This is a genomic window from Streptomyces sp. NPDC029216 (assembly GCF_040648015.1).
Lineage (GTDB): Bacteria > Actinomycetota > Actinomycetes > Streptomycetales > Streptomycetaceae > Streptomyces.
Genome location: NZ_JBEZWL010000018.1, coordinates 31,791 through 44,393, shown reverse-complemented (window position 1 = coordinate 44,393; position 12,603 = coordinate 31,791). Strand labels below are relative to the sequence as shown.

Here is a 12,603-nt window from a genome sequence, read left to right as displayed (position 1 = left end):
GAGTACGCGGGTGGCACCCGGGTGCACTCAGGCGGTGTAACCGAAACGCGCCTTGAGCTCCCTCTTGTCGATCTTGGTGTTCTCCAGGAGCGGCATGGCGGTCAGGAAGTGCACCTTGGACGGCACCATGTAGGAGGGCAGCGTCTCGCGGAGGCGTTCCTTCATCTCCGGCTCCGTCAGGGCGCCTTCCGGGGACTCGGCGAACAGCACGATCTGCGGGGTCCCGCTGCGGCTCGGCAGGGCCAGTACGACGGAGCGCCTGCTTCCCAGAGCGCGTGCGGCCGACTCGATCTCCGCCGGTTCGATCCGGTGTCCGGCGACCTTGATCTGCGCGTCCTTGCGGCCTGCGAAGTGCAGGATCCCGGACTCGTCCAGCCGGCCGTGGTCGCCGGTCAGGTACACGCGGTGCTCACGCCCCTCGGCCACGACGGTCCGGAACACGGCCGCCGTCTGGTCGGGCGCGTTCATGTAGCCCAGGGCCAGCCCCGAGCCGGCGATGGCGACCTCACCAGTCTCGCCGCGGGGCACGGGTGCGCCGTCGCGGACGATGTGGATGTCCGTACCGGGGACGGGCAGGCCGGCCGGGATGCCGCCCGGCGTACGGGCGGCGGATTCGGTGATGCGGTGGGTGGTGGCGAACACGCACGACTCGACCGGACCGTATCCGTTGTACAGCTCGATACCGGGGTATGCGTCGAGGAGCTTCAGGCAGTTCGCGGGAGACGGCTTGTCTCCGCCCAGGAGCACCGCGCGCAGACCGGCCAGGCAGTCGATGTCCCCGCCGGCGATCACGTCGAAGAGCGACGGGGTGAGGAAGAGGTGAGTGGCCCCGAAGTCGCTCACGTAGCCGCGGATGGAAGGCGGCAGGAGCAGGTCGTCCTCGTGGACGACCACGGTGCCGCCGCTGAGCAGCATGCCCCACAGCTCCAGCGTGAAGGCGTCCCAGGCCACGGCCGCGGCATGGATCATCACCGGCGCCTCTCCGAAGCTCATGAAGGCGTTCGGGGTGAACAGCCGGGTGGTGGCCTCGTGCGGTGAGAGGACCGCCTTGGGCGCACCGGTGCTTCCGGAGGTCCAGAAGACCGTGGCCAGGGAGTCCGGGCCGACGGTCGGCGCGAGCACCGGCGCCGGCGCGGATGGGGCCGAGGCGCCCGCGGTGGCTCCGGCCTTCCGGCGCAGCTCGGTGAAGGTCGTGTGCTCGATGCCGCCCAGGGTCAGCTGGGCCGAACCCTCGGCGTCCGCGAGGACGGTCCCGGAGCTCATGCCGAGCACGAAGTCGGAGATCCTCGGGAGCGGCCACCGTACGTCGAGGATCCCGTACGCCCCGCCGGCCATCAGTACGCCCAGGAGCGCGGCCGCCAGATCGGCGGACCTGCGCGCCGCCACGGGGACGATGTCGCCGGGGCGGACGCCGTTGTCGATCAGGTGGCGGGCGATGCGGCGGGACTCGTCCGCGAGTTCCGCGTAGGTCAGTGTTCTGTCTTTGGCGACGATCGCCTTCCGGTCGGGAAATTCCCCTACGACGCGCTCGAACGCGTCATGAATGGTCGTCCCCCGACTGGCCGTGCCGTACGTGCTGCTGTGCATGGTCGATCCCCCGTGTCCTGCTGCCGTGCCGACTGCCGCGACCTGTCCGGGCCGGCTAGTCGTACTTCATCGCCGACGGGAGGATCGAGCCCGGCACGAGGTCGAGCCGCGGCGGGGCGGAGAGCTCCAGGAGCACCGCGCCCTCGTCGCCGACGAGCGTGGCCGTGTGCCGCTGACGTGCGGGGATGAAGGCGACGTCGCCGGCGTCGAGCTGGTACTCGTCGCCCTCGCAGACGAAGCGGATGGACCCCTGGGTCACCACGACCCACTGCTCGTTCTCATGCCAGTGCGGCTCGAGGTTCAGGTCTCCGGGCTGGTCCGCGACCACCCTGAGGCAGGACATCTCCTGGCCGAAGGCGAAACGTCGCGTAAGTGCGACTCCCTCGACTTTTACTTCCTCATGGTCATTCCAGTCGATCTTCATGAGTCCCCCTACGAGTTCGGTCTTTCAGTGGTCTGATTAACCTTCGACCCCTTTTCCCCAGGGTCGATCAAGAAGCTAGGCGATCATCCGATTGAGATCAACAGCATTTCAAATGGCGGACACGCAATCGGACTTAGAGGCTCAGCTTGACATTTCACTGTTGCCCGGTGCGGCCATTTTCCGCCAATTCAAAGACCGACGGCTCTGCGTCGGCCGGCGCCGCCTCGGCACGGTCCTTCAGCCGGACCGCCATGACGACGGGCACGACGAAGAGGCCGAGGAGGGTGTAGAAGGACGCCCGCAAACCGCTCGAGTCGGCCAGCCAGCCGAACGCGGGCGCGCACAGACCGCCCGCCGCCATCGCCATGCCGAGGGTCAGCCCACTGGCGGTCCCCGGGTGACGTGGCAAGTAGTCCTGCGCCAGTGTGACTTGGGCGGAAAACGGCAGGAGCATCGCGACACCGAACACGAGGGTGCTCAGCACCAGGACGGTGAACGACGGCGCCCAGGCCACGCCCACGAGGGCCGGGAAGGCCACGAGGTAGCCGAGGCGCAACGACGACATCCGGCCATACCGGTCCCCTATCCACCCGCCCAGGAGGATCCCCGCCGCGCCGGCTGCGGTAAAGGCGGTGAGGACGGTGGCGCCGGCGGCCTCGGACTGACCCAGGTCGCGCTGCGCGTGGAGCGACACCAGTGAGGAGACCGTGACGAACGGGATGGACCATCCGATGACGACCGCCACCAGACGGGCGAAGGAGCGCCAGTCGTCCTCCGGCCCCCCGTCACCCGCGGCCTTGGCGGATGCCGCCGTGACCAGCGGCTCCGCGAGGGTGTAGCCGCGCCATCTCATCCAGGGTCCGCGCAGCACCCACAGGAGCGCCATCGCCAGCCCGGGTACGGCCAGCAGGTAGCTGCCGGAGAACCCGGCCGATCCGATGACGAGCGTGACCAGGCCCGGCGCGAGGGCGCCGCCCACCGTCCCCCCGACCGAGAAGACGCTCATGGCCTTCTGTGAGGATCCGCCTGCCGCTCGGGCCTGGCTGGTCGCGGGCGGGTGGTAGGCCGCGATGCCGATGCCGGCCAGCGCCACGAAGAGCCAGGTGGTCAGGTAGCTCTCCGACAGCCCCGCCGCCACCACGCCCAGGGCGGCCGTCGTGAACCCGGCCGGCACCAGCCAGGACCGGGGCCGGCGGTCCGAGAGCATCCCGAACACCGGCTGGAACAGGCTGGAGACGCCGTTCACCGCGAACGCCAGCCCCGAGACCGCGGCGTAGCTGTAGTGACGTTCGGACATCAAGAACGGCAGCATCGCAGGGATCGCGCCCTGATACAGGTCGTTGATCATGTGGGTACCGGCCAGGAAGCCGAGTTGCCCCTTTTTCATGCTGGAGTTTCCGTTCGCTTCGGCGGTTCGATCTGCGACCTCAGGTACTCATGTACTCAGGTCCTCAGAGGTGTCACCCTAGCGAGCGGCACCTATTCCGCAAAGCCCCTGTCCAACTGGTGAGTTGGGCTTGGAAACCCGCTGGTCACCGGCCCCGCCACCCCCGTTGGAGGGGGGCGGGGCGCTGCGGCGGCCAGGTGCCGTCAGGCTCGCAGGGCCCGGTTGACGGCGGCCATGACGGCCTGGACCGAAGCCGCGAGGATGGACGTGTCCATACCCGCTCCCCAGCAAGTACGGCCGTTCACCAGGCACTCGGCGTAGGCGGCGGCCGGGCTCCCGGGCCCGGTGGCGGTGGCGTGCTCGGTGTAACCGAGGATGTCGACCACGATGCCCGCGCCGGCGAGGGCATCGGCCAGAGCCGACAGCGGCCCGTTGCCCCGCCCCTCGTACTGCCGTTCCAGACCGTCCGCGTTCAGCACACAGGTGAGCCGGTGTTCGCCGGGCCCGGTCTCGGTGGTGCTCCAGGAAACCAGCGTGGCCGGTCCGTCCTGACCCGGCGCGATGTAGGTGGTACGGAACAGCTCCCACAGGTCCTTGTGGGAGAGTTCCTGCCCCGTGGCGTCGGCCGACTTCTGCACCGCGCCCGAGAAGTCCGGCCGCATCGCCCGGGGCAGGTCCAGCCCGTAGTGGGTGAGCAGCAGATGGGCCATCCCGCCCTTGCCGGACTGGGAGTTGATGCGGATGACCTCCTCGTACGTGCGGCCGATGTCGCTCGGGTCGATCGGCAGGTACGGCACCTCCCACGGCGCCTCGCCGGCCGCCACGCCCTTCTCGGCCGCCTGCCGGCCGTGGTGGGCCAGGCCCTTGGCGATCGCGTCCTGGTGCGTGCCGGAGAAGGCCGTGTGCACGAGCTCGCCGCCGTAGGGGTGGCGCGGGTGCACCGGCAGACGGGTGCAGTCCTCGACCACCTCGCGCACGACGTCGATGTCGGAGAAGTCGACCATCGGGTTCACGCCCTGCGCGTAGAGGTTGAGCGCCAGGGTCACCAGGTCGACGTTCCCGGTCCGCTCCCCGTTGCCGAACAGGCAGCCCTCGACCCGCTGTGCACCTGCCAGCACGGCGAGTTCGGCGCAGGCGACACCGGTGCCGCGGTCGTTGTGCGGGTGCACCGAGAGGATCACCGCGTCCCGCCGCGCCAGGTGACGGTCCATGTACTCGATCTGGTCGGCGTACACGTTGGGCGTGGCGATCTCCACCGTCGCCGGCAGGTTGTGGATCACCGGCCGGTCCGGTGAGGCCTCCCACAGCTCGGTGACGCTGTTGCACACCTCCAGGACGAAGTCCGGCTCGGTGAGGTTGAAGACCTCGGGCGAGAACTCGAACCTGATGTCGTCCTGCGGACGTTCCTCGGCGCGCCGCATGAGGTAGGTGGCGGCGTCCAGGATGAGCCGGTGGACCTCGGAGGCGGAGCGGCCAAGGACCACGTTGCGCCAGGTAGGGGCGGTGGCCGTGTAGAGGTGGACGACGGTGTGCGCGAGCCCTTCGATGGAGGCGAGCGTGCGGTCGATCAGGTCGTTGCGAGCCGCCGTGAAGACGGAGATCGTCACGTCGTCGGGGACGGCGCCGCTCTCGGCCAGGTGGCGTACGAAGTCGAAGTCGGTCTGGCTCGCGGAGGGATAGCCGACCTCGATCTCCTTGTAGCCCATCGCGACCATCAGGTCGAACATCCGGCGCTTGCGTTCGGTGTCCATGGGCTCGGCCAGCGCCTGGTTGCCGTCACGCAGGTCGACCGGCACCCACAGGGGAGCCTGCAGCAGCCGGCGTGAGGGCCAGGTCCGGTCCGTCAGGGGCAGCGGCACCCTGTCGTGCGCGGACCGGTAGCGGTAGTGCGGCATCGCACTCGGCTGCTGCCGGTTCCAAGCGGGCGCGTCGGCCGGAATACCGCCGGCCGGGGTGCGCAGGGTGGGGAATTGCGATGCTTCGGGGACAGCCATGGGAGGCACTTCTTTCAGTCAGCCCTCGGTGACCGGCACGGCCAGACACCCGCTGCGGGGTGCCGGTCGTGTCAGACCCCGCAGCGGCAACCGAGGAGGAGGCCGAACAGCAACATGCCGGGTACAGTAGCCACAACCAACTCCGCAGACAACCTGAGAGGTTGAGAAGGTGGGCATCAGATGTCGCTAGGCGCATTGCGGGCAACACCCCTGGTAGAGCAGGCAACTGAACGACTGCGTGCACAGATCACGGAAGGCACCTGGCCCGTCGGGACCAAACTTCCCGGCGAGAACGCCCTGGCACAGATCCTCGGCGTGGGCCGCTCGACGGTGCGGGAAGCGCTCCGGGCACTGGCCGGAGCGGGACTCGTGCAGGCACGCCAGGGATCGGGGGTCTTCGTCATCGCTTCCGAGCCCAGGGAGAACTGGGCCACCCAGCTGCGCCAGGCGGCCATCACCGACGTCTACGAGGTGCGGATCCTCATCGAGGTCGAGGCCGCGCAGCTGGCCGCGCAGCGTCGCACCGACGACGACCTCACCGTCATCGAGGCGGCACTCGCCGCCCGCCGGGACGCTGCGAAAGGAAGCAACGCCGAGTTCGTGGATGCCGACATCGCCCTGCACGCGGCGGTGGTCGCGGCAGCCCACAACCCCGTGCTCACCGGGCTGTTCGGCGAGTTCATCCCCTTGCTGCGGCAGGCCCTGATCGACCTGGTGGACCTCCTCCAGCTGCGGTCCGGCGAGCCGAACCACGGCGATGACGGTCATGCCGCCCTCACGGACGCCGTCGCGCGGGGCGACTCGGAAGCAGCCGGCGATCTGCTGCGGGCGGAACTGAGGCAGACCCTCGGCCTGCTCCAGTCCCTCTGACACTCCTCACGACCTGAAGAGCGGGAACGATGATCGACTTCACACCTTGGATACGCGGCTACACCCTCCCGAAGACACCGCCCGCGCCATCCTGGAAAGTCCTCTTCTTCCCGCACGCCGGCGGTTCCGCGGATTCCTGCCGGCCCCTGGCGGTCCGGCTGGCGGACACGGCGCACGTCGCGTGTGTCCAGTACCCGGGCAGGGCGCAGCGGCATCAGGATCCGCCGTTCAGCGATGTGCACGCCGTGGCCGACGAGGTTGCCGATGCCCTCGCCTCGTGGCACGGCGGCGGCCCCGTGCTCCTGTTCGGCCACAGCCTGGGGGCGTTGATCGCCTATGAGGTCGCCCGCAGGACGCACGACCAGGACCGAATCGTCCTGGTGGCCTCCGGGCACCCGGCCCCTTCCCACCTCGGGCCGCGCCTCCTGACGGGTGCGCAGTCTTCGCGGGCGGACGATCCCGACGAGCGGGCGGCCGGACTGGTCAGATCCCTGGGGGGCGACGATGCCGGGCTGCTGGACCACCCGCTGACACGCCGGATGTTCCTCCCCCTCATACGCAGCGACCTGGAGGCGCACGACCGTTACCTGCCCCGGAGCGGCCGGGCGCTGCGCTGTCCCGTCATCGCGCTCATGGGTGACTCGGATCCGCTCACCGACCGGGCCGGCGTCGAGGCGTGGCGCGGGCACACGTCCTCCACGTTCCGGCTGCACACGCTCCCGGGCGGGCACTTCTTCACCGGCCGGCACCCCGAAGAAGTGACGGACATCCTGCGCCGGACCATGTCGGTGGGACTTGGCGTGGAGCGTGTCGGCGGCTTGTCCTGACGATGCGCCCACGGCACGCCGAATTGCACCGGCAGTCGTCGCGCCCTCATGAATTCACGAAGCCGTAATATCATTGACAGCTCTATTGGGATGCTCTTGAATCAAACTGGCAGCCGGCCGGTGACTGCATGGTAAGACCTCGTCACCGTGGCATGGGGCAGGGAAATCTCCGCACATGATCGCCGGCGACTTGCTGCGCTGCCGCGAGGAGTGCGCACACCCGGCGCCGGCTCCCGCACGAAACGACCCCCGGTGTTCATCGGTTCCGCCGCCGATGCCATCGGGAGGAGGGGGATATGAGAGACGTGACCGAATTGCAAGAACCGATGGTGCCGATCCGTGCGACGGCCCCGGAGAACGCGATACGCCTGGCCTTGCGGGACACCGTGCCGGTCGCCATGGGATACCTGCCGCTCGGGGCCGCTTACGGACTCCTGCTGGTGGACGCCGGGCTGGACTGGTACTGGGCGCCGCTTTCCAGCATCTTCGTGTTCGCCGGTGCCATGCAGTTCCTTTCGGTTCCGCTTCTGGCAGCCGGAATCCCATTGCTGGAACTCGCGATGACGACGCTCGTCATCAATTTCCGGCACGTCTTCTACGGACTCTCCTTCCCCTTCCACGCATTGAAGGGGACCCCCCGCCGCGCCTACGGGATATTCGCGCTGACCGACGAGACGTACTCGCTGGTCGCGGCCAAGGCGGGAGAACAGCTCTCCGGGCGGCGCATCCAGTACATCCAGCTCATCAGCCACGCCTGGTGGATCGCGGGTTCCACGGCCGGTGCGCTGGCCTCGATGGCCCTGCCCAGCGGGATCAACGGCATCGAGTTCGCCCTGACGGCGCTCTTCGTCGTACTCGCCCAGGAGCACTTCTACCAGGGGAGGAACAGCCGGCCCATGCTCTACGGCCTGGCGGCGGGGGTCATCGGCATGTTCGCCGGGAACAAGAGGTTCCTCGCCGTGGCCATGGCGGTCTTCGTCGTGACGGTGGCCGCCGAGGCATGGCTCGGCCGGCGCGCGACGACGGAGGGGGCCCTGTGAGCGGCTACATGGTCACGTCGATCGCGGTCATGGCCGCCGTGACGTTCGCACTGCGCGCGGCGCCGTTCGTACTGCTGCACCGGATGGAGGGTTCACCGGTCATCCACGCGCTGGGTGCGCTGATGCCGCCCGGCGTCATGGTCATCCTGGTGCTGTACAGCGTCAGTTCCATGGACGCGGGCACGGTCTCGGAGTACCTCCCGGCAGCAGGCGGCATCGCCGTGACCGCGGCCGCGTACCACTGGAAGCGCAACGCCCTGCTCGGCATCGTCGCGGGCACGTGCACCTACATGGCCCTGCTGAGAATTCTCGGCTGACCCGGCCGGTACCACAGCGGTACCGGCCGGCAGGAGCTGTGTCAGTCGGCCGTTCAGGCTGCCCGCTCGATCAGTTCGCTCAGGGCCCGTACGGGCTCCGGCCGCTCGTAGACGTAGAAGTGCCCGCCCGGAAACGTCCGGAAGCGCACCGGCTCGGTCGAGGAACGGCTCCAGGAACGCAGTTCCGCCTCGACCAGCGTGGCATCCTGCGTGCCGTACCAGACCTCGAGCGGCACCCCGGTCGGCGGTCCCGGTTCGCCGAACGTATCGGCCAGGTGGAGGTCGTGCCCCATCAGGCCGACGGCGTATTCCAGGAACTCCTCGTCCTCGAACATCTCGGGAGGGCATCCGCCGAAATCGTGCAGGGCGTCGAGGAGCTGCGCCCGGGTTCGTACGGTGAAGGGTTCCGACGGCATCCGCGCGGAATCCGCGGTGGCCCGCGCGGAACGCGAGGAGGAAACCACGACCTTCCGGATGAGCGCGCGCTGTTCGGTGTCCAGGGCCTGCACGACCGCATGGGCGAAAAGCGAGCCCAGGCTGTGTCCCATGATGACGACGGGGCGGTCGACCGCGGCCACCACGTCCGGAATGAGGCGTGCCAGCGCCTCCTTGAAGTTCGCGGAACGGATCTCTTCCTCTCCGGGTTGACGCCCGGCAAGTTCGAAGAGAATACTCTCGCACGGTGTCTGCAATTTATGGGTGAGAGGCAGGAAGGAAGCAGCGGATCCGCCTGCATGATGGAATGCAAGAAAGCGGACCGGCGCATTCCTGTCGCCTGTTTTGATATACGTGTCGGACATGACGGCCTTTCAGATCCATTCGGGTTTTCACATTCCTAGCCGATCGCATCGCGGTTAGGCAAGCGCCTTCCGGATCGGCCGTCATCGGCCGTCTCAGATTATGGCTCGTACTTGATAGACCGGGCCGGGCTGCTTAACGTGTTGCCCCGTCACTTCGATTGGGCGATTTCCCGTATTTCCCGGCCGCTTGATCCCCGTTGCGGACCGCACGGGTTCCACACACCTGCCGATACCGCGGTGTGTTTCCTGCACAGCTGCTGCTGATCACATGCGAGGAGACTCAAAATGACTCTGTTGGAAATTTTCCGGGGGACGGCAGGGAGCCGCCCAGAGAGCGTGGCGGTCCGTGACGAGACCCACACCCTCACCTACGCCGAACTCGACGCGCTTTCCGACTCGTTCGCCCAGGCCCTCCTGGAACGCGGCATCGGGAGCGAGGACCGGGTCGCGTACGTCCTGGACCGCGGTGTGCAGGTGTACGCGGCTCTCCTGGGGATCCTCAAGGCCGGGGCCGCCTACGTTCCGGTGGACACCCGCTACCCCGACGCCCGCAGGGACCTCATGCTCACCGAGAGCCGGCCCTCCCTCCTGGTCACCGAGCCGGGATGGACGGCGCGCTTCGCGTCCCTGGAGGACGAGGACCTGAGCATCATGGAGTTCTCGCTCGACGACTACACCAAGCCGCCGCTCGGCGCGCTGCCCGAGGTGGCGCCCGAGGACGCCGCGGCCGTGCTGTTCACGTCGGGCTCGTCCGGAATCCCCAAGGCCGTCGTCCTCGAACACCGCAATCTGGTGCACTTCGCGAGCAACCCCGCGCTGCCCGCGCTCACCCCCGAGGACCGGGTCGGCGCCGTCTCCAGCCTCTCCTTCGACGCGTTCCACTGGGAGACCTGGTGCGGCTTCGCGGGCGGCGCGCAGATCGAGGTCCTGCCGACCATGCCCGACCTGCTCACCCGCGACATCCGGCGCGAGCTGCGGCGCCGTCGCATCACCGCCATGCTGGTGCCGACGATGGCCGTCAACCACGTGGTTCGCGAAGACCGGGAAGCCTTCGCCGACCTGCGGGTGCTGTGCACCGGCGGGGACGTGGTGCTGGCCTCCGCCTGCCGCGATCTGCTCGCCGGCTCCTTCTCCGGCCTCCTCTACAACCTGTACGGCCCGACCGAGGGCAGCACGGCGTGCACCGCGCACCACGTTGCCGGCCTCACCGAAGACGCGGACAGCGTGCCCATCGGCCGAGCTCTGGACTCCGGTCCGCTCTACGTGCTGGACGCCGACCGCAACCCCGTCGGGGAGGGCGAGCCGGGCGAGCTGTACATCGGCGGCCCGGGGGTGGCACGCGGCTACCTGAACCGGCCGGACCTGACGGACGAGAAGTTCCACACGGACCCGTTCGCCTCCGACGGCAGCCACATGTACGCCACCGGCGATGTCGTACGGCGCGGCGCCGACGGTGTCTTCACCTACGTGGGCCGCGCCGACGACCAGGTGAAGATCCGCGGCTACCGGGTCGAGCCGCGCGAGGTCGAGCGGATCCTGACCCGCTGCCCCGGCGTCCGCGACGTCGCAGTGATCGCCGTGGGCTCGGGCAGCGACAAGCACCTGGTCGCCCTCGTCGTGAGCGACGACGCACCGGCCCTGAGCGAACTGCGCGCCTTCTCGGAACAGCAGATGCCGGACTTCATGGTCCCCAGCTCCCTGACGCGCATCCCCGGGATACCGGCCAACTCTCACGGCAAGCGCGACATGGCGCGGCTCAGGGAACTCGCCGAGGAGACGCTGCGCCGCACCACCTCTCACGTGGCTCCGCGCGATGAGACCGAAACCTACCTGGCCGCACTGTGGACCGACCTGCTCGCGGTCGAACAGGTCGGAGCCACCGACGAGTTCTTCCAGCTCGGCGGCAACTCGCTGCTCTCCTTCCGCATGCTGCGCCGCCTCGTCCGTGACCTCGGGGTCCAGATCAGCGCCCGCGAGGTGCTCGCCACCGGCCGCCTGGAAGACCTCGCCAGGCTCATCCAGGAACGCAAGGAGTTGCAGTCCGCATGACCGCCAGCACAGCAGTTCAGATCGACCTGACCGACCCGGACCAGTTCGTCGCCCAGCGACACTACGAAATGTTCTCCTGGCTGAGGGAGAACGACCCCGTGCACTGGCACGCCGACCAGGACGGCGGCGGCTTCTGGGCGCTCACCACGTACGAGGACGTATCGGCCGCCTACCTCGACCACACGAACCTCAGCTCCGAGGCCGGACCCATGCTCGGCGGCTCCCTCTACAGCGACGGCGACCCGTCGGCGGGCCGGATGCTGGTCTCCACCGACCCGCCCCGCCACCGCCTGCTGCGCCAGCAACTGCACCAGACCTTCGCCCAGAGCGTCATCAAGCAGGTCGCGCGCCAGGTCGAGGAGCTCGTGGACACCGCGGTCGAGCGGGCCCTCGCCGACGGCGGCTGCGACTTCTCCACGGACATCGCCGAAGAACTCCCCGCGGGAGCGCTGATGGTGATGATGGGGATCTCCCGACGCGAGGCCCACGAACTGATCGACCTCACCCGCAGCATGATCGGATACCGGGACCCGCTCCTGGTACCGGACTCGCAGGACGACGAACGGCTCCGCCTCGCCGTGATCCAGGCCGAGATCTTCGACTTCTGCGCCGATCTGCTGCGCGCAAAACGCAAGAACCCCGGATCCGACCTCATCAGCACCCTGCTGAAGGCCGAGATCAACGGCCGGCCGTGGACCGAGGACGAGATCCTCTTCAACTGCATGAACGTGGCGGTCGGCGGGGACGAGACCTCCTCGTACACGGCCTGCGCCGGAATCGTCGCACTGGACGAGAACCCCGAACAGTTCCGGCAACTGCGCGCCACACCGCAGCTGCTGGACAGCGCCCTGGGCGAGATCCTGCGCTGGAACTCCACCAACCTCTACGTGCACCGGGTGGCACTGCGCGACACGACGATACGAGACAAGACCATCCGGGCCGGTGACTCGGTAACCCTGTGGAACGCGGCCGCGAACCGCGACCCCGCGCAATTCCGCGACCCCGAGACCTTCGACATCACACGCAGCCCCAACAAACACCTGTCGTACGGCATCGGGATCCACCGCTGCATCGGCGCGATGCTCGCACACACCGAACTGACCATCCTCTTCCGCCGGCTCCTCACCGACAACCTGCAGCTCTCCGTCACGGGCCCGCCGCGCCGACTCCGCTCCAACTTCATCCAGGGGATCACCCGCCTCCCCGTCACCCTGACACGCTGACACCTGGAAGCGGCCGAGCGGAGCGTCGACGACGGTGTCCGCGCCCGGTCCGAGGGCGCGCCAGGCCGCGATCCGCCGCCACGCC

General features: G+C 68.6%; 11 protein-coding genes. 6 read left to right on the top strand and 5 right to left on the bottom strand.

What is annotated here, in order from left to right:
• Positions 1 to 27: 27 nt before the first annotated feature.
• The 4 genes from AB0F18_RS10140 to leuA form a co-directional block, all read right to left on the bottom strand.
• A complete protein-coding gene (locus AB0F18_RS10140) occupies positions 28 to 1,587 on the bottom strand; it encodes an AMP-binding protein (RefSeq protein WP_362057029.1) in 1,560 nt (519 codons plus the stop codon).
• Positions 1,588 to 1,642: 55 nt separating this feature from the next.
• Positions 1,643 to 2,011 (bottom strand): cupin domain-containing protein, encoded by a 369-nt coding sequence (locus AB0F18_RS10135; protein ID WP_362057026.1) that lies wholly within the window; start codon positions 2,009 to 2,011, stop codon positions 1,643 to 1,645.
• Positions 2,012 to 2,165: 154 nt separating this feature from the next.
• A complete protein-coding gene (locus tag AB0F18_RS10130) occupies positions 2,166 to 3,398 on the bottom strand; it encodes an MFS transporter (protein WP_362057023.1) in 1,233 nt (410 codons plus the stop codon).
• 203 nt (positions 3,399 to 3,601) lie between these two features.
• Positions 3,602 to 5,392: a 2-isopropylmalate synthase gene (leuA, locus tag AB0F18_RS10125; protein WP_362057020.1), complete on the bottom strand. Its 1,791-nt coding sequence runs from the start codon at positions 5,390 to 5,392 to the stop codon at positions 3,602 to 3,604.
• A 180-nt stretch (positions 5,393 to 5,572) separates the two neighbouring features.
• On the opposite strand from leuA, the gene AB0F18_RS10120 reads away from it, so the two are divergent.
• From AB0F18_RS10120 to AB0F18_RS10105, 4 genes are all read left to right on the top strand, one after another.
• On the top strand, positions 5,573 to 6,262 hold the full coding sequence (locus AB0F18_RS10120) for an FCD domain-containing protein (protein WP_362057017.1): 690 nt from the start codon (positions 5,573 to 5,575) through the stop codon (positions 6,260 to 6,262).
• A gap of 29 nt (positions 6,263 to 6,291) precedes the next feature.
• On the top strand, positions 6,292 to 7,089 hold the full coding sequence (locus AB0F18_RS10115; RefSeq protein WP_362057014.1) for an alpha/beta fold hydrolase: 798 nt from the start codon (positions 6,292 to 6,294) through the stop codon (positions 7,087 to 7,089).
• Between the two features lie 296 nt (positions 7,090 to 7,385).
• Positions 7,386 to 8,129 carry an AzlC family ABC transporter permease gene (locus AB0F18_RS10110; RefSeq protein ID WP_362057011.1) on the top strand — a complete coding sequence of 248 codons (744 nt, stop codon included), beginning with the start codon at positions 7,386 to 7,388 and terminating at the stop codon, positions 8,127 to 8,129.
• Entirely contained in the window at positions 8,126 to 8,446 is a 321-nt protein-coding gene (locus AB0F18_RS10105) for an AzlD domain-containing protein (protein WP_362057008.1), read from the top strand. The genes AB0F18_RS10110 and AB0F18_RS10105 overlap by 4 nt, the downstream gene beginning before the upstream one ends.
• A gap of 53 nt (positions 8,447 to 8,499) precedes the next feature.
• Here the strand turns inward: AB0F18_RS10105 and AB0F18_RS10100 are convergent, their stop codons facing one another.
• Positions 8,500 to 9,246, bottom strand: coding sequence for an alpha/beta fold hydrolase (locus tag AB0F18_RS10100; RefSeq protein WP_362057005.1), 747 nt, complete (start codon positions 9,244 to 9,246; stop codon positions 8,500 to 8,502).
• A 285-nt stretch (positions 9,247 to 9,531) separates the two neighbouring features.
• Between AB0F18_RS10100 and AB0F18_RS10095 the strand changes: the two genes are divergently transcribed.
• Positions 9,532 to 11,295: a non-ribosomal peptide synthetase gene (locus AB0F18_RS10095; protein WP_362057002.1), complete on the top strand. Its 1,764-nt coding sequence runs from the start codon at positions 9,532 to 9,534 to the stop codon at positions 11,293 to 11,295.
• Positions 11,292 to 12,518: a cytochrome P450 gene (locus AB0F18_RS10090; protein WP_362056999.1), complete on the top strand. Its 1,227-nt coding sequence runs from the start codon at positions 11,292 to 11,294 to the stop codon at positions 12,516 to 12,518. The genes AB0F18_RS10095 and AB0F18_RS10090 overlap by 4 nt, the downstream gene beginning before the upstream one ends.
• Positions 12,519 to 12,603: the final 85 nt, after the last annotated feature.

Bases quoted from the DNA above. Each gene is read 5' to 3' on its own strand.
- AB0F18_RS10140 (WP_362057029.1), bottom strand. From the start codon at position 1,587: ATGCACAGCAGCACGTACGGCACGGCCAGTCGGGGGACGACCATTCAT.
- AB0F18_RS10135 (WP_362057026.1), bottom strand. From the start codon at position 2,011: ATGAAGATCGACTGGAATGACCATGAGGAAGTAAAAGTCGAGGGAGTC.
- AB0F18_RS10130 (WP_362057023.1), bottom strand. From the start codon at position 3,398: ATGAAAAAGGGGCAACTCGGCTTCCTGGCCGGTACCCACATGATCAAC.
- leuA (WP_362057020.1), bottom strand. From the start codon at position 5,392: ATGGCTGTCCCCGAAGCATCGCAATTCCCCACCCTGCGCACCCCGGCC.
- AB0F18_RS10120 (WP_362057017.1), top strand. From the start codon at position 5,573: ATGTCGCTAGGCGCATTGCGGGCAACACCCCTGGTAGAGCAGGCAACT.
- AB0F18_RS10115 (WP_362057014.1), top strand. From the start codon at position 6,292: ATGATCGACTTCACACCTTGGATACGCGGCTACACCCTCCCGAAGACA.
- AB0F18_RS10110 (WP_362057011.1), top strand. From the start codon at position 7,386: ATGAGAGACGTGACCGAATTGCAAGAACCGATGGTGCCGATCCGTGCG.
- AB0F18_RS10100 (WP_362057005.1), bottom strand. From the start codon at position 9,246: ATGTCCGACACGTATATCAAAACAGGCGACAGGAATGCGCCGGTCCGC.
- AB0F18_RS10095 (WP_362057002.1), top strand. From the start codon at position 9,532: ATGACTCTGTTGGAAATTTTCCGGGGGACGGCAGGGAGCCGCCCAGAG.
- AB0F18_RS10090 (WP_362056999.1), top strand. From the start codon at position 11,292: ATGACCGCCAGCACAGCAGTTCAGATCGACCTGACCGACCCGGACCAG.